The organism is Saprospiraceae bacterium (genome assembly GCA_016717265.1).
Taxonomy (GTDB): Bacteria; Bacteroidota; Bacteroidia; order Chitinophagales; family Saprospiraceae; genus Vicinibacter.
This window is the reverse complement of record JADKFX010000001.1, coordinates 3,185,536-3,207,057: the sequence shown is the minus strand read 5'-3', so window position 1 is coordinate 3,207,057 and position 21,522 is coordinate 3,185,536. Positions and strand designations below refer to the sequence as shown.

Here is a 21,522-nt window from a genome sequence, read left to right as displayed (position 1 = left end):
ATGGCTTATAATTTAATTAGTAAAGTAAACATCGTGTGTTGTTCTCTAATTTACAAGTAGAAGTCAGTATAAATAAGTAATTTAGCAAGAACAGGAATCATTATTTTTATGACTGTTTTTTAAAATAATTCACGATGTCATATCCGTATCAAATTAAATCAATAGAACAATATCATACTGATTACAAGAAGAGTATTGAAGATCCTGATGTTTTTTGGGCAGAGATTGCATCTCATTTTCAATGGCGTAAAAAATGGGATAAAGTTTTGGAATGGAATTTTAAAGAGCCAAAGATTGAATGGTTTATTAATGGGAAATTAAATATTACAGAAAACTGTCTAGACCGCCATCTTGAAAAACTTGGCAATTGTCCTGCTTTAATTTGGGAATCAAATGATCCGGAAGAGCATCATCGGATATTATCATATCGTGAGTTACATTTTAAAGTAATGCAATTTGCGCAAGTGTTAAGATTGAACGGAGTTCAAAAGAGCGATCGGGTATGTATTTATATGGGCATGGTACCAGAACTTGCGATTGCCGTTTTAGCTTGTGCGCGAATAGGTGCTATTCATTCTGTAATTTTTGGTGGATTTAGTGCTCAAAGTATAGCCGACCGTTTACAAGATGCAAATGCTAATTTTATTATCACTTGTGACGGTGCATTCAGAGGGAATAAAGAAATTCCATTAAAAAGTGTGATTGATGAATCTTTGATTCAATGTCCATTTGTAAAAAAGGTAATTGTTTTGACGCGCACCCGAACACCGGTTTCTATGATAAAAGGGAGAGATGTTTGGTGGGAAGATGAAATTAAAAAAGTGGAAACCATGGGAAACCCATTTTTTGAAGCGGAAGAAATGGATTCAGAAGATCCACTTTTTATATTATACACTTCAGGAAGTACCGGTAAACCAAAAGGAGTTGTTCATAGTTGCGCAGGTTACATGATTTGGACAAATTATACTTTCATAAATGTTTTTCAATATGCGCCCCAAGATATACATTTTTGTACTGCAGATATTGGGTGGATTACAGGACATAGTTATATTCTATACGGGCCCTTAAGTGCAGGTGCAACAACATTAATGTTTGAAGGGATTCCGACTTGGCCAACGGCGAGTCGATTTTGGGAAATTATTGAACGGCATAAAGTAAATACGATTTATACAGCGCCTACTGCAATTAGAAGCCTTATGAGTTTTGGAATTTCACCAATTCAAGGAAAAGACATTTCTTCTTTAAAAGTATTAGGTACTGTAGGGGAGCCAATAAATGAAGAAGCCTGGCGATGGTATTTTGAGAACATCGGTAAAAAACGATGTCCAATTGTAGATACTTGGTGGCAAACGGAAACCGGGGGATGTTTAATTTCTAATTTAGCAGGTGTTACGCCAGCAAAACCAAGTTGGGCTACCTTGCCATTGCCAGGGGTTCAACCAATATTAGTAGATGAAAATGGAACGGAAGTAACGGAACCTAACGAACAAGGATTCATGAAAGGAAATTTGTGTATAAAAGCACCCTGGCCAGGAATTTTTAGAACGACCTACGGGGATCATGAAAGATGTCGTCTTAATTATTTTGCAAGCTATAAAAATTTATACTTTACAGGCGATGGGGCATTAAAAGATACTGCAGGAAATTTTAGAATTACAGGTCGTGTTGATGATGTTTTAAATATTAGTGGACATCGTATAGGTACCGCGGAAATTGAAAATGCAATTAATATGCATGTTGGTGTGGTGGAGAGTGCAGTGGTTGGTTATCCGCATGATATAAAAGGGCAAGGAATTTATGCCTATGTCATTTACAATAGCGAACATGCTGATCAAGATCTTACAAGACAAGATATTCTAGTCACAGTTTCAAAAGTAATTGGACCTATCGCAAAGCCAGATAAAATTCAATTTGTAAGTGGATTGCCAAAAACAAGAAGTGGAAAAATTATGCGTCGTATTTTACGAAAAATTGCAGAAGGAGAAACGGATCATTTGGGAGATACCAGTACATTATTAGATCCAGGTATAGTCCATGAAATAAAAACTGGAAAAATATAAAATGCAATCCCATCATTTTTATGGTGGATGGTATTTGTAAAATTCAAATATTCTGAGTTTGAACTTCCTAAATTTACTAATTTTATAAAATAATCCAAAGCAGATACTTATTATTAAATTAGAAATTTATATTAAACAACGTCAATAAGAATTTTTAAAGTATGAAATTCTGTTTTTGAAATTGCAGTTGTTATTAATATTCTAGCAGTACTGGGAGTCATTGCAAATCAAATTTAGGATATGTACACGCTACAATTTGGCACTACACATAATAGCACAGTGAATTTACGAGCGTTTGTTTTTACCTGCCTGATTGTTTTGTCTTTATTCCTCAAAAAGAATGGATTTGAAGAAATTACAAATGGGTTTATGCTTGTCCCTGCGATCCCTTTATTATTTATTGGCCTGTTTATAATATTATTTGTTGTTTTAAATTCCAATTGGAATTAAGGGGTATCAGGACTGAAATAATGTAAGCTTAACTGTCCATATCCTAGGGCATATTTCATTGTTATTTGAAGGAAGCTACTTTCGTGATTTTTGTTAATTTGAATTTTGTAGACTTCCTGAATTTGGTAAATTTCAAATTATAAGTTGAACAAAGAATTTTATCCCATCCAACCTATGATGGCTCCCATAATAGTGGAAGATACAACGATATAAGCAGCATCAATTAAGAAGAGCGAGTTTGATTTTCTTGCAAATTGATAATTAATACCCAAACTCATTGCTGCAAAACAAGTTCCAACCATGAATCCGAATTTTAGACCATCTGCCATGCCACTAAAATCAGTTCGTATGATAGTTTTTGCAAGCATGTATGCATATACGAATATCATAAGAAACGAGATTCCATAAATTTTTGTTTTGTTTCCAGAACGAAGTTGTTCATCCGAAAGATTGTTTTCACGTTGCCATGTTCTTCCAAAGAATTTTTGATTGTACCAAAAATAAGCTAAAACAAAAGAACTGATTGAAGCCAAAATTACACCCAACCAATTTACATATATCATACTATTGAAAATATTAATTTATTAAATATTATTTAAAACTCAATAAATTATAGTTACTAAAAAAGAAGCTGCCATGAATAAATTAATATTCCACTGGCAGCTCCTTTTTAATTTCTATAATCAGTTATTTTTAACGCCAAACTGGATTAAATTCAGTCCGGCGATTTAATTGTCTACCATCTCTTGTTTTATTGTCGCCAACTGGTTTTGTTTCACCGTAGCCAGCAGACATTAAACGACTTACATTAATTCCTTTTTTAATTAAATAATCCATACAAGCTTTTGCTCTTTTTTCTGAAAGTTTTTGATTTAAAGCATCATCAGCAACACTATCTGTATGACCTTCAATACTTAAGTTCATTTCAGGATATTTATTAAGAACAACTAATACATCATTTAAATTTTTGTAGGATGATTTAGTGATAACTGCTGTACCAGTTTGGAATTGAACAGCCCGCATGGCAATATCCAGTACTTTTTTGTCTTCCATTTTAATTTCAGGACAACCCATCAAAGCAGCAATACCTTTAGTATTTGGACATTTATCCAGATTGTCTGTGATGCCATCTCCATCTGTATCAGGGCATCCATTAATAGTGCCAGCTAAATCCGGACATGGATCTGTAGCATCAGGGTAACCATCATTATCTTTATCTGGAGGACAACCAAAATTACTAGCCGGACCAGCTACTTTCGGACATTTATCATCAATATCAACAACCCCATCTTTATCAGTATCAGGGCAACCTTTAATGGTTCCTGCAACATCTGGGCAGCGATCATCTTTATCGGCAACACCATCTTTATCTTTATCAGGACAACCTTTAATGGTTCCTGCTACTTTCGGACAATCATCATCGCGGTCATAAACACCATCTTTATCCATATCTGCAGGACAACCATAATTTTCAACAACTCCAGCTTCTTCAGGGCATTTATCATCCAAATCTCGAATTCTATCATTATCTCTATCAGGACATCCACTAATCGTTCCTGCGTCATCCGGACAATCATCTTTGCTATCGGCATATCCATCTTTATCGCGATCCCCTTCACAAAGGCAAATTCTGAAGCCGAGTGCATGCTGCCAGTTATCATACCCATCTTTAAAAGCAAAGCGATAATCGGTTTGAGCTATAAGTCCCATTCTGTCGCTTAATTTAATGTCTAATCCAAATCCAAATGGAGCCTGACCGTGCAGATTGTCAAAATCAAAAGAGGGTGCAGAAGCCCCAATACCTGCATAAATAAAAGGCGATATTGCTTTACCTTTATAGAAATGCAATCCTAATAATGCATCTAAACCTGCATATATTTTGCGTCTTGTATAGCTTGTAACATCTTTTGTACTTTCATTATAAATTGGAAATCTGGCAGCACCAAATCGAACTGGTACGCTTAAACTTAATAAATTGCTAAGATTTCGAGTATATCCTAGTTCAATTCCATTATCCAGATCATTAAAAAGTTTTTTATTATCATTATTTGGAGAATGATAATTAAACCAGACTGCCTTGACAGTTAGATTATTTGCAGTTAGACTTTCTTGACTATAACTTACCGTTTCAAAAAAGACTAAAAAAACTACCAAACACATTAATAGTTGTTTCATGATTCAAATTTTGTTTAAATAAATAAATTTTCGATTAAAAAATTGTACAATTATCTTGCAAAGTAACCAATTATGGCAGACTCTGGCGTAATTTTTGGTCATTGAATACAAAATTAATACCAATTCATAAAATGTACTTTAATATATATATAATTGGTTGATATTTAGACTAATTTAAGTTTTAAAAAAATATAATATAACATTGTGTTAGAAGCTTTACTCAGGTATGGAAATCGGATGGAGATCGGTTTATTGAACTATGGGGCTCGGATGATGTATTTGCGAGTTCCGGATAGAAATGATAAACTGATTGATATTATTGCCGGTTATGACGATCCAATGTTGTATAAAAAAGCTGGGTTTTATTATGGAACCCTGTGTGGCCGATATGCAAATCGAATTCGAAATGGAAGATTTAGTTTGAATGGAATCCATTATCAATTAGATCAAAATTTATTCCCACATCATCTGCACGGAGGCAATGATGGGTTTCATTCGAAGATTTGGAGGGATCAACAATTAGCGGAGCATGCAATGTGTTATAATTTGTATTCTCAAGATGGCGAAATGGGTTATCCAGGAAATCTTAAGATTCATTTCACATATCAAATTGAAAATGAACATGAATTAAATTTGATCTATAATGCTATTTCTGATCAGGACACAATCATAAATTTGGCATTCCATGCATATTTTAATTTAGCAGATTCAGATTCTATTCTAGATCATCTATTGTTTATAAATGCAGATGCAATAACTGAAATCGATTCAGATTGTGTGCCAACTGGTAATTATATTTCTGTTGAAAATACAGCATTTGATTTTAGAAAACCTAAAAAAATTGGAAAAGATCTTTTCAATCAGGAAATGCAATTGCAATATGGGAATGGATATGATCATAATTTTATCCTGAATAATAAGGGTTCTATGGATGTTCCTGCGGCAATTTTATATAGTCCTGAGTCGGGAATAAAGATGGAAATTTATACCACACAACCTGGAATTCAATTCTATACCTGTAATTGGGATAAAGAAACAGATCGGGGAAAAAGCAATAAATTGTACAAAAATCATTCATTTGTTTGTTTGGAACCTCAGCATTTTCCAGATAGTCCAAACCATGAACATTTTCCATCTACTGTTTTATTAGCTGGAGAATCCTATAGCCATCGTTCAAAATTTATTTTTTCAGTTGTTTAACTATGAGTGTATTCAAATTTCATCGCAATTTAGTAGTAGCTGTTATTGATGTAATCAATTCCTGTATGTTGGAAGGAGCATATGCAGATAAAGTAATCGAACGTACATTAAAGTCGAATAAAACCTGGGGAGCAAGAGACCGCAGTTTTATTGCAGAATCATCTTATGATATCATTCGCAATTTCAGACTGCTGCATTATTGTGTTGCTGAATCTAATAAAATGCAAGATTTGGTTTCAGCCTACTTTATGCTGAAGCATATTCAATTGCCTGATTGGGATTTATTTCAAGGAATACAAAGCAATACGGTAAAGTTAAATTTTGAAAAAGCTAAAAAGCATTTTGCTATTCTGCATTCTTATCCGGATGATTTACTGGATTTAGTGAAATCGGAATTACCGGATTCTTATGAAGCAGAATTAATTGCATTAAATCAGAAAGCAGATTTAATCTTGCGAACGAATACTTTAGTGACTACAAAGGATACCTTAATTTCTTTATTAGCATCCCGAGAAATTATTGGAACAACAATCAAAGGACATGAAGATGCGATTTTAATAAAAGATAAATTTAATGTTTTTAGAGATCCTTTATTTTCTCAAGGATATTTTGAAATTCAGGATGCTTCTTCACAAAAAGTTGCCACTTTTCTGGACTTAGCGCCAGGAATGCAAGTTATTGATGCATGTGCAGGCGCTGGTGGAAAATCACTCCATATTGCTTCCTTAATGAAAAACAAGGGAAAAGTCCTATGCCTGGATACGGAATCCTGGAAACTCGAAGAATTAAGGAAGCGGGCTAAAAGAAATCGGGTTGATATTATCGAGACCCGACCCATCCTGAATAATAAAACAATTAAGCGATTATTTCAGCGTTGCGATCGTTTATTATTGGATGTTCCATGCAGTGGACTTGGAGTGTTAAGAAGAAATCCGGATGCTAAATGGAAGGTGGACCGAGCCTATATCGAGAAGGTCAAATTGCTGCAAAAGCAAATCCTAATGCAATATTCAGAAATGTTAAAACCCGGAGGCAAACTAGTATATGCTACCTGCAGCATTTTACCATCTGAAAATTCAAAACAAATTGCTTACTTTTGCACTGAGCAAGCCCATTTTCAATTAGAAGAGGAATCATTTATCAGTCCTGCTGAAAGCGGATTCGATGGGTTTTACATGGCCCGCCTCTTAAAAAGCTAAAAACCCTTAAATTAACCGATATGAAAGTAACAAGTATCTTATTCTTGATTTTATCCCCATTGTTGACAGATGCAAAAACCTGGTTGGTTGGTCCTGGAAAACAATATGCAAAACCAAGTGAAGTAGCAAGTTTAGTAAAAGATGGAGACAGCGTTTTAATAGATGCTGCAGAATACAAAATGGATGTGAGTAAATGGACAGCGCACAATTTAAAACTCCTGGGTGTTGGCGGGAAGGCTCATCTAAATGCAGAAGGTACATCCTTTGGAGGAAAAGCTATTTGGGTCATTGCTGGAAATTTCAATACAATCGAAAATATTGAATTTTCAAATTGCACAGTCGTAGATCGAAATGGTGCAGGAATACGTTTGGAAGGAACAAGTTTAATTGTGAGACATTGTTATTTTCACAATAATCAAAATGGAATTCTTGCAGGCGATAACTCCATGAGTGATGTACTCGTTGAATATTCTGAATTTAGCCGCAATGGTGCTGGCGATGGATTTTCACATAATATTTATATCAACCACTTGCGTTCATTTACCTTTCAATTTAATTATGTGCATCATGCATATTATGGACATGAAGTAAAAAGCAGAGCATATAAAAATAGTATATTATTCAACAGAATTACGAATGAAGATGGGGATGCAAGCTATGAAATTGATTTACCAAACGGAGGTGAATGTGTAGTGATGGGAAATAGTATTCAGCAAGGCAAATATTCAGATAATAACACGTTCATTTCATATGGGAGAGAAGGTTTAACAAACCCCGGTCCTCATAATTTTATTTTTGTTTATAATACCATCGTTAACAATGAAGATAAAGGGATCGTCTTAAATGTACAATCTAATATGGATACTTTGTTTTGTGCAAATAATTTAATTGCAGGCAATATTACTTTATTAAGTGGTATCCCAAAATTCTATTTTAACTCCCATAATATTTTAAATACAGATATTTCAAAATTTAATTTCAGACTATCAGATCCATATGATTACCACTTGACTCAAGATTCACCAGGCAAAGACAGCGCTCTTATTTTAAAGCAAAGTTTTTTAAATATTGCATTAAATCCTGGCTTTGAGTACGTTCATCCGCTTGCAAATAAAATAAGAATCGCGGATGCAAAACCCGATATTGGATGTTATGAGTTCCAGAAAACATTAGATGCTGAACAAGGATTTCAGAATAACGCACGCTTGTATTTTTTACCCAAGGTAAATCAATTGCGATTTGCAGAATCTGAAGCATTCCAATTTCCACTGGAATTAACATTGGAACTTTTTAATATGAATGGTGTAAAATGCATTAAACGTCAGATGCGAATTCATCAAGCGACTATCGAATTGCCAGCATTGAATCCAAATCTGTACATTTACAAGATCCAAATTGGAAATCAACTAATTTCAGGATTATTTGTTGTTACTGATTAATTGCCTATACCGATATTTAGTTCCATTTTATCATTGATTTTATTCCAATTATTATGAAGTTATTTATTATTCTTATGATGTTTAGTATGATGACGGGTTTAACAGCTCAAAAGCAAGTAAAACAATTACCACCATTGATTGACAGAGAAATCTTTTTTGGGGATCCTGAAATCTCCGGCGGCCAACTTTCTCCGGATGGTAAATTTATGAGTTTTATTAAGCCTTTTAATGGTACCCGAAATATTTGGGTTAAAAAAACTGATGCAGCTTTTGAAACTGCCAAACCGCTAACAGCTGATGAAAAACGACCTATAACTTCTTATTTCTGGTCAAGAAATGGCAAGTATATTTTATATGTTCAGGACAAAGGCGGTAATGAGAATTTCCAGGTTTATGCTGTCAGCCCAACAGAAAAACCAGAAGAAGGGAAGGACGTTCCAGTTTCTAGAAATTTGACAAATAAAGAAAATACAAGAGTTTATATATACGCTGTACCTAAAACCTTACCGGATGTTATTTTTATAGGCTTGAATGACCGGGATGCATCGTGGCATGATTTATACGAATTGAAAATATCAACAGGTGAATTAAAATTATTGCGTAAAAATACAGACCGGATTACAGGTTGGGTATTTGACCGCAGAGATAAATTAAAAATTGCCGAACGGACAAATGATGATGGCTCAACAGATTTACTCAGAGTAGACCCGAAAGGCTTTGTTAAAATTTATTCAGTGGGACCTTTAGAGTCTGCGAATGCAGTTAATTTTCATGAAGATGGTCAACGTATTTATCTTGTTACCAACAAAGGTGAAAAGAATAATCTTTCAAAATTGGTTTTGTTTAATATCACAAGTCAAAAAGAAGAACCTATAGAATCAGATCCTAAAAAGCGAGTTGATTTTGGAAGTGTTTCATTTTCAGATATAGACAACCGTATGATTGCTACTTATTATGATGATGAAAAAACAAGAATTTATTGGAAGGATAAAAGTTTTGAGACAGATTATAAAGCCCTAAAGAAAGCATTTAATGGATTAGAAGTAGCATTTACCTCATCTACCAAAGATGAAAAAATGTGGTTAATCGCAGTTTATAGTGATACAGATAATGGATCCGTTTACTCCTTTGACCGCATATCTAAAAAGACAAAATTTCAATACCGTCCAAGACCAAAATTGACAAATACGGATTTGGCTTCAATGAAACCAATCACCTATAAATCTTCAGATGGTTTGGAGATTCCTGCTTATTTGACGTTGCCAAAAGGTATCACTGCTAAAAATCTTCCATTAATTGTAAATCCTCATGGAGGACCATGGGCTAAAGATAGTTGGGGTTTTAATCCATACGTTCAGTTTCTAGCGAATCGCGGTTATGCTGTTCTCCAAATGAATTTCAGAGGATCCACTGGATATGGAAAGAAATTTATTGATGCAGGAAATCGTCAATGGGGAGATAAAATGCAGGATGATATTACCTGGGGGGTTAAATATTTAATTTCGAAAGGTATTGCAGATCCTAAACGTATTGGAATTATGGGAGGCAGCTATGGAGGTTATGCAACCTTAGCGGGTGTTACCTATACTCCAGATTTATATTCTGCAGCTATTTCAATTGTTGGACCATCTAGTTTGTTGACTTTATTAGCTTCGATTCCGCCTTATTGGGAAGCTGGTAGAAAAATTTTTCATTTGCGCATGGGGGATCCTACAACACCAGAAGGGGAAGCTCAATTAAGAAGGCAGTCCCCATTATTTCATGTGGATCAAATCAAAACACCATTAATGATTGTACAAGGTGCTAATGATCCAAGGGTAAAAAAAGCAGAATCTGATCAGATTGTTTATGCAATGAATCAATCTAAATTAGATGTAGAATATATCTGTGCGCCGGACGAAGGACATGGTTTTGCAAGGCCTATTAATAATATGGCTTTTCTTGCTGCTGCCGAAAAGTTTTTTGCAGATCATTTAGGAGGCCGTTATCAGGAAAGTATGAGTCCTGAAATTTCAAAGAGATTAAAAGAAATTACAGTAAATCCAGTATCTGTTACATTGCCTAAAAAAATTGAGATTAAAGAAGCGGAAGTAAAACAAGATTCTGGAATGGCAACCATTACTTTAAAACCAGGAAAATATATTTACAATGTAAGTTTAGATATGATGGGGGAAGCTATGGAATTTGAACAAATAACAACCATTGAAGATTCAGGATCTATCTGGAAAATTTCTGATGAAATGAAAATGCCAATGGGAGAAATTGTTGATAAGCTTAGTTTGAATAAAGAAAATTTGAATCCTATTACTAGAAAGATTGATCAGGGACCAATTTATATAGAACTGAATTATGAAGAAAAACTGGTCAATGGCAGAATGAATATGAATGGAAAGAAAAGTCCGTTAAATATTACTACTACAGGAGTCTGCAAAACAGATGGTCCAGGAGGTTTTTTTGTAATTGCAACGCTGCCTTTAACAGAAAATTATACAACCTTATTAAGAAACATAGATCTTCAAATGCTAACAGAAAAGATTTATGCATTGGAGGTAATTGCCACAGAATCTGTAAAAAATCAAGCCTGTTATAAAGTTAAATTGATTCCTGCAAATGGGGATCCAGGTGAAATTATTATTTGGATTTCTAAAGGAGAAGATCCGACCCCGCTTAAATATGAAATGACCTTACCTGAATTTAATGGTTCAACGATGAAAGCAGAATTGAAGTAAGCATATTTTATTGGAATTCAAATCAGGCAATAAAATGGAGTTTTCATTTTATTTAAAGCTGTTTTGTTGAACGTTAAGATTCAATTGCTTTAAGCGCAGATTGAATTTCATTATTAAATAGAATCCAGGGTTCGATTTCTGGTGGAGCACAATTAAAGTGCTTTTGAATGCCAGTGTTGGGTTCTATAAATCCTAAATAGTAACTGTATAATCCTAGCCGTTGTTCAACCATAATCCGCCGGGCGCCATACCATTCATCATTCCAAATAGGGTGTCCTAGCTGAGACAACTGAAAGCGTATTTGGTGAAATTTTCCGGTTAATAATCGAATTTGTAATAAGCTTAAATTTGAATGGGAGGCTAGGGTAGTATAACTTAATTTTGCAAGTTTAGCATCCTTTGTTTCTGCATTTGCTGGCAATGCTCTAAATTCTGAAGATGATTTTAATAAATAATTTTCAAGGGTTGCCTTCTTCTTTTCAGGGCTTCCTTCCACCACAGCAAAGTATAATTTTTTTACATTTCTCATGTAAAACTTATATTGTATATCTTTTAAAATACTTTGCTTTTTAGCACAAAATAAAAGACCACCCACAGGTTTGTCAAGTCGGTTTGCAAGCTGACATATAAGTTGTTTTTTCCAGGGATATTTTGTTCGAATATAGTTTTCAAGTTCTTGTCGCAAATTCCTGGATCCTGTAGCATCTTCTTCAGATAGCAAACCACTTGGTTTTTTAGCAATTATATAATCCGCATTTTCAAAGTAGATTAAATCTGATACTTGCAAGCTGAATATTTTATAGTAAGTTTAAGACGCTTTAGTTTAATTTATCGAATCAGATTTAGGTCACCAAAAAGCTTTTGGATTTCTCCATTCTTCCATTCTAATTCTATAAAATAAACATAAACTCCAGGTGCTGCATGTTGATTATTTGTATTTCCATTCCATCCATAGGATGGATCATTTGGTGGAAAGTGATTGGATTCGAATAATTGATTTCCCCAACGATCAAAAATTTTCATAGTTCGTATTTCATTATAAGAATCTTCAGTAACAACTGGATAAAATCGATCATTTATGTTGTCTCCATTTGGACTAAACGAATTGGGTGTCCAAACGCCTCTATCTATAATTTCTATTTTTATACGTGCAGTTGCAATACATCCATTATGATTTGCATAAGTTAAAAAATATTCTGTTTCTCTGGTAATACTATTAATTTGAGGATATGGACAATCAGTGCAATTTAAAAAATCTGGAGGGCTCCATAAAGTCCATGCAATGGAGTCATCAGGTATTGAATACAATGGTTTTAACTGATAACTTTCACCTGATTGAAGTCTTACTAATGGGGTCATTTGAACATCAATAGGTAGTGGATCGATGGTTGTAAAGGATCCATTTAATACGCATCCATTTTTGTCTATAATGGTTACTGTTTGAACTCCAGCCAAACGACCACTCAAGTTTGTTCCATTCACTTGATTATTATTTAAAAAATATTGCAATGGCAATTCACCGCCCATAATGTTGTTGAGACTTGCCTCCCAGAGATCTCCAGGACATTTTGCTTGTTTTAAATCAATCGTTAACCCAGTTGGAATATTTGTATTTTCAGAAATCAAAACCGAATCTATTCCATTACATCCATTTATTGGATTTGTTACCTGGAAATAATATACGCCCGGGCGATTTACTTTAGTTTGAATAGTATTTATATTCCCAATAAAATTACCCTGATTAGTAGACCAGAGAATGGTTTCATTTCCAGCTGCATTTAGTATACTTCCAAAGAGTGTTGCGTCTTTAACTTGACAGGTGAGTTCTGTTGTTTTTCCTGCTTCAACGATTAAATTATTTCTTTGTGTAACGAAGACAGAATCTATGGCTGTACATCCATTAAAAGAATTTGTTACCTGGAAGTAATAAAGACCTGGTTTATTTATTTTAATTTGGCTGGAGTCAGATTTACCAATAATATTACCTTGATTTGTAAACCAAGTTACGTTTGAATTAACGGTATTGCTAGTACCTGTCAAGAAGAGATCTAAAATTTCACAAAGCAGTTCCTTTGGATTTCCTGCATCTACGATTGGTTTAATCTTATCTTCGAAAACTAAAACTGATTTTAAGTCTGTGCAATGATTTATGGTATCCGTAACGATGAGTTGGTACTGTCCTGGTTTTGTGATTTGAATATTCAGTTGGTCAGTAGCACCTTGTATCTGGCCATTGGTAGTTGACCAGGTGTATAGAAAACGATTTCCATTACTGGACCCTTGTCCATCCAGAAAAATATTTGTTTTTATACAAGTCAAAGTATCTGCCGGATTAATAACCGCTATGGGTACCGTTAAATCTTTTTGTATTTCAATTTGGTCGAATGATTCACATCCATTGGTTGGGTCTGTTACGCGCAGAAAATATGTTCCAGGCCCCATGGCAATAATTTTGTTGAGCTGATTATTTCCAGAAATCATGCCATCTGAAGTTGTCCAATTATATAAAAGATTTGGATCTCCGGAAGAAGCAGATCCATCCAATATAATTTGCGTTGATTTGCAATTCCATACTTCATCCAAACCTGCATTTGCTATTGGTTTTAGAGTATCAATTGCTACATTTATTAATACCGTTGTGCTGCATCCATTCATTTGATCTTTGACAAATAAGACATAATTGCCAGCTTCTGATACGGATGGATTTAAGGTGTTTGGATTTTGAATAATTTGCCCGTTTATTGCCGTCCAGTTATATTGAATAGGATTTCCTGCAGGTGAAGAAGCAGTTGCTTTTAAAGTTACAATAGGATTTTTACAGGTGATTGTATCTGCATTTGCAATGGTTGCGAGCGGGGCATTTAAATCTGGGTGTACTGTAATTTGAGTGGTATCTGAACATCCGTTAATAGTATCTAATACAACAAGTGTATATAACCCAGCTGATTTAATTTCAATGAATGGACTTCCAAGTCTATTTGATATACTGCCATTTAACGTTGACCATTTATATTTTATTTGTGGATCTTGTGATGAAAGTGAACCATCTATTGTCAATACGGTATCTGCGCAAGTAAAAATCTTATCTGGACCTAATATTGCTTTTGGAATTATTTTATTTTGATCAATAAATACCGAATCCATATTAGTACAATGGTTGGTAGTATCTTCTACTAAAAGATAGTACCATCCCAAGGCGTTTATTTTGGGATTCAAAGTATTATTTCCGGAAATAATATTTCCTGTTTTAGTAGTCCAGGAATATTTTGCAGAATCTATTTGGGTTCCCAATCCATTTAAAGTTATATCATTTACAATACACGTTAAAGTATCTCCAATACCTGCTTCTGCAATTGGAAATTTGCGAATATCTGTAATTATTAAACTATCGCTTACCTGGCATCCATTTTTTATATTGACTAAATTGAGGATGACGACTCCAGCTTTATTTTCTTTTTTAATTTGCAAGTTTGATTCAACAGGCAAATTACCGGATGGAAGTTGCCAAAAATAATTAATTGTTTGATTTGGATTATTTGCGCTTGGATTAATAGTTACTTCCGGTTGGATACAATCAAGTGTTGCATCCATTCCAATTTCAAGAATTGGTTTAGTGGTATCAATTTTTATAGTTAATAATTTTTCCGAATAACATTTATTGGCTTTATCAATAACTTTGAGTGAATAGTTACCTGCTGCGGATGTGAAAATACTATCCTTATTTAATATGATACTAAGGTCAGGTAGTAACCATTGATAATTATATTTAGTGGTATCAAAGGGACCGCCAATTAAACTTGCATTTTTATTCAAACAGCTGATTAAAGTATCTCCTTTTAATTGTATTTTAGGGGTACTTGTATCAGAAACAACCACATCTTGAATTTCTATTTCACAACCAGAATCCATATCTATAATAACAACCTTATAGAGTCCGGCATCTGTTACAAAGGCTATTGAATCCATTTTACCGCGATGAATTTTATTTGCAGGGATCCAATTAAAGCTAAAATTTCCACTTCCATTTGTTGGTTTGGCGCGTAGTATAATAGTATCGGAATTGCAATTTGCAATACCTTCCACTTCCAAGGTAGCTTCAAGATCATCGGAAGCAGTGATGTCTATTTCGGCTTCTTTTTCACAAAGTACATTGCCATTTTTATAAATAACTTTAATAATATATTTACCACTCCCTTTTCCTTTTGCACTTAAGCCGATATTTGAAATAATTTTACCTCCTTCTGACCTCCATTCATAGCTCACATTTGGACCAGCAGAAGATCCTATTGCATTTAAATCAAAAATATCAGAGGCGCATTTTGGAAGTCTTGGCGCATCAATTTTTGCTTTTAAATCTACCACTTCCACCATCACTTCATCTGAGTCCATGCATTTTTCAAACATTTCAATATCGTCAATTGCAAAATCATTTCCGAAGCTAACGCCTGTGGTTTCCCGGATACACATTTCAACGGAACTTGAAGTTGCTGTAAAACAAGCTTCAAACATTTGCCAGTCGCAATTTGCACCCGCAGTTACGGTACCAAAAGAGACATTATTTGCCGTAGCACTCAAAACAGCGGGAGAAACAGGAAATACAGTTTGAACAAAAAACCTGAATAGATAGGTTCTACCAGCGGTTACCGTTATATTTTGACACCATACTTTTGAATTAGGAGTGGTATGTCCATCAACGATCAATTGATTTCCGGACCCAGTAGTGTGATCTCCACAATTTGCGAACCCTCCATTGTATAAAAAAGGATTCGTCCCAACACTCAACCAACCTGGACTAAAAGGTCCTCCGGGGCTACCATAGTTGTATTCATGTGTGAACCCACCGCTTCCAGATTCAAAGTCGCCATTGGAAACAAGATTTGTTGTGGATACAGCTTCCACAGTTAAGGTATATTTATATTTTCCAGCAGGTGCATTTACGATTGGATCTAAAATATTTGGATCACTTAAATAGGTAGTTGGTGTCCAGTAGGTCTTCATTGGAGACCCATTAAAGCTTCCCATTAACTGGACGGGCATAGTTGGGTCGCAAGTAAATAAATCAGGACCTGCGTCAGCTGATAAGCCGGTACATTGGGATGATCCTTGAAAAATTGCAAATACTATAAAAAAAGCAATATGTAAATATTTCACGCTTAAGCTCATCTCCTTGGTGGTTTGTCTATGCAAACACTAAGATACGGTTCTTGAGAAATTATAACTAAATTACTGTATTGCTTTTAGCTGCTTGTGGTTAATCTGCTGTAAAACCGATGTTAACGCAAGGAGCAATGAGCGTATTGACCGATGTAGTTGGAAAGAACGGACAACCGTTCGTGCCACAAGGATCTTCATTAAATGAACGGATGCTGATATTTCCTTTAGTTATGGGAAAATTAAAAACTTGTCCGTTGAGGTTGCGAACATTGAAAAATACATCAGCCACTAAGCTGACACCAAAATCGGTACCAGCAGTAATTTCAATGGAAGGAATGCTGATATAGTTTTCTATACTGCTCAATTTAGATTCAATGAGCTTTTCCAGGAGCAGTTGGTATGTGCTGAGATTATAAAGTCTAATTTTATAAAACCCTGTATCTGGAACAAGTATTCCAAGTTTAGATAGTTTGCCATTAACCAGAGACTGAAATTTAAAACCGTATTCCCAGGTAGTTGCTGCTTGAGTTACCGTGTCTATTGCAATTTTATTTTCGAAGAGTAAATTGAAAATAGGCGTTTCTATAGGATTGGAATTTACATCTTCACATTGACTAAATAAAATCCAAGTTGCAATTACTGCAAAATAATATTGGAACATAAGTATTATAGTATGACTAAATTTATTATTGTAGTTTTCATTGTGATCACTCCGGTCATAAATTACGAAATAAGCCAATTAATAAACTGCATTGCCATTATGTTCTACTGTTGAAAATTGAAATGGAAGTCGTTCATAGTTAATATACTAAATTAACGCATAATACAAGACACACTCACCACAGGTATAATATTTTCAAGTTTACCTGCATCATCATATGAAGCGCGCATCGCATAATTCAAAATGACATTCCGGCTAAAGCGCCAGTCGCCACCGAAGGCGATAAATTTATTACCTTCAAGAACGGGCTGATTGAAATGGATCGGCATAAATATTTCGGTGAAAAAATTATAACGGTAATTGCCATATCGGAAGTTGAGTCCACAATCTAATTGATAAAATTTTTCATTGACCAAAATATTCTTATCACTTGTTACACGCGCAATACCACTAAGCAAAACATTTTTCCCAAAGCCTTTGCTTCCATTTATCCAAAGACCCCATAGGGTTCTCACTTTATGTAGATTTTTAAATTTAAGTAAACTACTATCGCGACTATCATAATCAAAAGCCTGTCCAAATGCTAAATCGATATAACTGGAATTCCATTTTTCGGCCTTATAAAGATCTACTATTTTTTTCATTCGATCGATAAATGTATTATCCAAGCCATTTAGTTCCATTTCATAGGATTTAATGGCTTCCTTGATCTGGTATTTTTCTTCCTGATCATTGGTTTGGGTAAGAGATTTTTTCTGTAGTCCGATTTGTGTTTTCAAATCAGACTTTTTCTCATCATACTCCTTCATGACATTGCGGAAAATCAGTTTATCATTTAAGGGTTCATATTCTTTGTACAAGTTTAGTTTAACTGCATATGAAAAGCTTCGGATTCGCCAATTGTTTTCGATGTTGACAATCGAGTCAATACCTTCAATATCTTTAAATGTGACTGATTTTGTTTCAAGTTCGGTGTTTCCATCAACGGTGCCGGCAGAAAGATCTAAACTGGCCAATTGCTTCAAGAACTTGGATCGTTTATAATAATTTTTTAATTTCTTAGGGGTATTAAAATAAATCTCATTAATGGGTTGTGTTTGGATCGCCAGATTAGGAGTCAGCCCATAACTTTTAAAAGACCAATCCACTTTAAAATTGCGCAGATTTGAAGGTTTAGGAACCAGACATGGATTGACCCCCAACAAATCAAATGCAGGGGAAACCGGAATGGAAAACTCCGGAGCGTAACTGAGATAATTGGCCGTTTGTTCTTCAATTTGGTTTTCAGCTTGTGCCATTGCAGTATTCACAAATAGGAGCAATGATGTGGTATGTAATATACCGAGAGCAAACAATCTGAGTTTAAAAAATTTAATCATACGATTATTATTTTTTTTGAAAAAGAGTGTTTAAGAACATCCGATCATCCTTTCTTTTGTGTTCCACCCGGCAAGGTTGTTTTAATATCCTTTGATTTATTTTTAGGTGGAACAACCGGCATTGGGATGCAGTGATTTTTAAAATCACACGCATACTTTTTACAACCCAAAGTCAAAGCTGCATTTGTGCATTTAATGCAAATCATGCTGTCGATGCTTACGGTGTCACAGGATTTGGTGTAGAGTTTTTCCGGCTTAATTATTTGTCCGTGTGCATTAAAAAATAGAAACCAAATTATAAGATTGATGATGATAGTTATTTTCATAATTTATTTGTTGATTAAGTTTAATTATTAAATAAATTTAAATTGATAAAGTAAGTCTAGTTTTGTTTAACAAAATGCCTAGTAGTAATTTGTGTTTTCATGTCTAGATCATAGGCGTTGAGATAATACATGCCTTTAGGAAAATCAAAAGTATTGATGGTATGTATATTATGCCCAGATTTCGTAATTAGTTTAAAATTATCTGAGGTGCATTGTCCATGTATATTTATTAGACGTATAAATAATGTCATGGATTTTTTAGAATTAAATTCAAGTATAATATTTTCATTGACTACCGTTGGGTAAATTATGAAATCTTTAATCGTGTTTTCAATATCAGTATTAATTGTTGAATTTTGACTATAGGCTTGTTGAAATCCTTGAGTAAGTATTGTATTATTAAATAAAGTTTTTACCAAGCACATTTCACCTACTGTTTGTGAAAGTGATATCGAATTATTTGAGTAAAATGCTCCGGACGTGGCTATTACAATTGGTTCCAGGGTTTGACATTTTACAATATAATTTGTCAAGTTTAAAATTATAAAACAAATTGTATACTTCATAAATATTTAGTTACTTTTTATTTTCAATTAAATATTTCATTGATTTTATATCAGCCTTCAATTGTTTATTCTCTTCCTTTAATTGCTTTATGGATTCACTCAATTCTTTTATTGCATTTATTGTTACAAATTGCAATGCACTACTATTAAATGAAAGGAGCTCTAAATTGTCTTCTGAATTTGCATCAGGACTATTGTTATCTGGATGAAGTTTGGTTAGTCTAGATTCAATTGTATAGGGTGCGATGCTTTGGATTTCTTGAGCTATGATTCCTATTTCGACTTTGCGATCATTTGTCCCTGCAAGTCCATTATATCTGAACCTTTTAGGGTTTATTTTTTCAATTACTTGCAATCCATCTGTAAAATCATGAATATCTTTTTTAAGTCGAATGTCAGAAGGAACAGCCCATGTATTTCCTCCTGCTGTTTTTAATGCTGTACCTGTGCATCTGATTCCATGACCACTACCTGCATTTACAACTTGCAAAGCGTCATTTATGGATGAACTGTTTGAATTTTCGATTTTAGCCGCTATTCCTGAACTATGGGTGTTGATAGCATGCATTGCCCAATTTACTCCTCTGGATTCTACGTAAAATGCATCAATATTGCTTGCTGTTGCATTTGTTTGAATAATTCTTCCAACACTACCTGTTCCGTTTGATTGAATTTCTAGTGCAGGCAATGTAGAATTGGTGTTTGATTTTGTTATCATAAGGCCTCTCCCCATTGAATTTGTATTAATGTTTAGAGCTGAACCAGTAGCAGTATTTGAACTCATTTGAATACCGATACCGTTTCCTCTGCCAGCGTTTTCTATTGACATAAGAGAAGCTGTATTATTTGTATTTGTGTTTATAGCATGAATCAATTCACCCAAACTTGCTGATGAAACAAGCATGGTTTGCGAAAATGTGTTTGAATTTTCAGAAATTACGTTTAAAGTGCTACCTGTTCCTTTATTTATGAAAGTTCCTGCAGTACCTGAATTATTACTTTCAGCATATAGTGTTGGGATGTTTGTGTTAGTATTCGTATTAAAAAGTCCAAGTACTCCATCCCTGCCTGTTTGACTAATTTCCAGGAGATATCTCGGATTTGCCTGTTGCCTAAAACTATTTTCTGTAAAACTTGCAGGTAGGCTTAATAAATCTGGCGATGAATTCCATTGATTTCCATTCCATTTTAATACTTCATTATTGGTTGGGTTAGATGCAGAAATTACCTTGCCCTGTATTTTATTTATTTGTGGATTTGGATAAGTTCCGGACAAATCACCTCCTGCTATTGTACTATTTGTTATGTCGTCGTTTGGATTTAAATCTCCAGTGTTGCTGATCACATTTGTGCCATTTATGGAAATGCCATTTCCTGCGGTGTATGTTTGACTGATTGTGCCAATGCTGTCTTTACCAGGCTCCCATTGGTTTAAAGCACCATTCCATTTTAAAACATCTCCATCAACTGGGTTGTTAGATGAAATTGTCTTTCCTTGGATTTTTACTACTTGCGGATCAGGATAAGTTCCTGAAAGATCACCACTGGCTGAAGTGCCATTATTAATATCATCATTTGGATTTAAATCTCCTGTATTGCTTATCACATTGGCGCCACTTATTGATATACCATTTCCTGAAGTATAACTTTGGCCCATTGTCCCGTTAATATCATCACCAGGTTCCCATTGATTCGTTGTAGCATTCCATTTAATGATCTGACCATTCTGAGCACCATCATTTCTTAATGATTTTAAAGGGACACCACCATTAATTGAATTGGCAGTTTCAGAAACTAAAGCATAGGGTACACTTTGCAATTGATCAGTCCCCATATTTAAATAATTATTGCCCCCGTTTGGATCCAATTCAACTTGTAAAAATTTTGAGCCAGAATTCCAGCTTACATCTTTAAAAGTGCCAATGAATGGAACACCTGCTCCAATATTAACTGTAAATAATCCAAATTGATTGGTAGTGACGGTAAACACTTCTGAATATTGAACCAAACCATTTGCCGAGCCATCGTGTATACTCAATCGCAATCCAAGTTGTTTTGAAGAAATAATTGCTCCGGAATTATCACGAGCTACTGCTTGGTAATTTAATTTTAAGGGAGCTTGAGCATTTATGGAAAGAGATAGAAAGATAAAAAATAGTTGAACGTATTTCATATAAATTATTT

General features: G+C 34.4%; 15 protein-coding genes. 6 read left to right on the top strand and 9 right to left on the bottom strand.

The window, feature by feature from the left end:
* Nucleotides 1–134: 134 nt before the first annotated feature.
* Both acs and IPO86_12620 read left to right on the top strand, forming a co-directional pair.
* Entirely contained in the window at nucleotides 135–2,060 is a 1,926-nt protein-coding gene (gene acs, locus IPO86_12625) for an acetate--CoA ligase (protein ID MBK9728952.1), read from the top strand.
* 240 nt (nucleotides 2,061–2,300) lie between these two features.
* Entirely contained in the window at nucleotides 2,301–2,510 is a 210-nt protein-coding gene (locus tag IPO86_12620; GenBank protein MBK9728951.1) for a hypothetical protein, read from the top strand.
* 158 nt (nucleotides 2,511–2,668) lie between these two features.
* Here the strand turns inward: IPO86_12620 and IPO86_12615 are convergent, their stop codons facing one another.
* Together IPO86_12615 and IPO86_12610 are read right to left on the bottom strand one after the other, a co-directional pair.
* Nucleotides 2,669–3,073 carry a DUF1761 domain-containing protein gene (locus tag IPO86_12615; protein ID MBK9728950.1) on the bottom strand — a complete coding sequence of 135 codons (405 nt, stop codon included), beginning with the start codon at nucleotides 3,071–3,073 and terminating at the stop codon, nucleotides 2,669–2,671.
* 130 nt (nucleotides 3,074–3,203) lie between these two features.
* Complete coding sequence (locus tag IPO86_12610) at nucleotides 3,204–4,685, bottom strand: OmpA family protein (GenBank protein ID MBK9728949.1); 1,482 nt, start codon at nucleotides 4,683–4,685, stop codon at nucleotides 3,204–3,206.
* 204 nt (nucleotides 4,686–4,889) lie between these two features.
* On the opposite strand from IPO86_12610, the gene IPO86_12605 reads away from it, so the two are divergent.
* Genes IPO86_12605 through IPO86_12590 form a run of 4 tightly spaced genes read left to right on the top strand, consistent with a single transcriptional unit; the run spans nucleotide 4,890 to nucleotide 11,252 of the window.
* Nucleotides 4,890–5,885: a galactose mutarotase gene (locus IPO86_12605; GenBank protein ID MBK9728948.1), complete on the top strand. Its 996-nt coding sequence runs from the start codon at nucleotides 4,890–4,892 to the stop codon at nucleotides 5,883–5,885.
* 2 nt (nucleotides 5,886–5,887) lie between these two features.
* Nucleotides 5,888–7,084: an RsmB/NOP family class I SAM-dependent RNA methyltransferase gene (locus tag IPO86_12600; protein ID MBK9728947.1), complete on the top strand. Its 1,197-nt coding sequence runs from the start codon at nucleotides 5,888–5,890 to the stop codon at nucleotides 7,082–7,084.
* A 20-nt stretch (nucleotides 7,085–7,104) separates the two neighbouring features.
* Complete coding sequence (locus IPO86_12595) at nucleotides 7,105–8,523, top strand: right-handed parallel beta-helix repeat-containing protein (GenBank protein ID MBK9728946.1); 1,419 nt, start codon at nucleotides 7,105–7,107, stop codon at nucleotides 8,521–8,523.
* A gap of 53 nt (nucleotides 8,524–8,576) precedes the next feature.
* A complete protein-coding gene (locus IPO86_12590) occupies nucleotides 8,577–11,252 on the top strand; it encodes a prolyl oligopeptidase family serine peptidase (protein ID MBK9728945.1) in 2,676 nt (891 codons plus the stop codon).
* 73 nt (nucleotides 11,253–11,325) lie between these two features.
* On the opposite strand, the gene IPO86_12585 is transcribed toward IPO86_12590, so the two are convergent.
* The 7 genes from IPO86_12585 to IPO86_12555 all read right to left on the bottom strand — a co-directional run bounded on the left by IPO86_12585 (nucleotide 11,326) and on the right by IPO86_12555 (nucleotide 21,511).
* Nucleotides 11,326–12,039, bottom strand: coding sequence for an RNA pseudouridine synthase (locus IPO86_12585; protein MBK9728944.1), 714 nt, complete (start codon nucleotides 12,037–12,039; stop codon nucleotides 11,326–11,328).
* A 41-nt stretch (nucleotides 12,040–12,080) separates the two neighbouring features.
* Nucleotides 12,081–16,403, bottom strand: a complete 4,323-nt coding sequence (locus tag IPO86_12580; GenBank protein MBK9728943.1) for a gliding motility-associated C-terminal domain-containing protein — start codon at nucleotides 16,401–16,403, stop codon at nucleotides 12,081–12,083.
* 100 nt (nucleotides 16,404–16,503) lie between these two features.
* Nucleotides 16,504–17,067 carry a hypothetical protein gene (locus IPO86_12575; GenBank protein MBK9728942.1) on the bottom strand — a complete coding sequence of 188 codons (564 nt, stop codon included), beginning with the start codon at nucleotides 17,065–17,067 and terminating at the stop codon, nucleotides 16,504–16,506.
* 152 nt (nucleotides 17,068–17,219) lie between these two features.
* On the bottom strand, nucleotides 17,220–18,446 hold the full coding sequence (locus IPO86_12570; protein ID MBK9728941.1) for a hypothetical protein: 1,227 nt from the start codon (nucleotides 18,444–18,446) through the stop codon (nucleotides 17,220–17,222).
* A gap of 44 nt (nucleotides 18,447–18,490) precedes the next feature.
* Nucleotides 18,491–18,772 carry a hypothetical protein gene (locus IPO86_12565; GenBank protein MBK9728940.1) on the bottom strand — a complete coding sequence of 94 codons (282 nt, stop codon included), beginning with the start codon at nucleotides 18,770–18,772 and terminating at the stop codon, nucleotides 18,491–18,493.
* Nucleotides 18,773–18,828: 56 nt separating this feature from the next.
* Nucleotides 18,829–19,338, bottom strand: coding sequence for a T9SS type A sorting domain-containing protein (locus tag IPO86_12560; protein MBK9728939.1), 510 nt, complete (start codon nucleotides 19,336–19,338; stop codon nucleotides 18,829–18,831).
* 10 nt (nucleotides 19,339–19,348) lie between these two features.
* Nucleotides 19,349–21,511: a tail fiber domain-containing protein gene (locus IPO86_12555; GenBank protein ID MBK9728938.1), complete on the bottom strand. Its 2,163-nt coding sequence runs from the start codon at nucleotides 21,509–21,511 to the stop codon at nucleotides 19,349–19,351.
* Nucleotides 21,512–21,522: the final 11 nt, after the last annotated feature.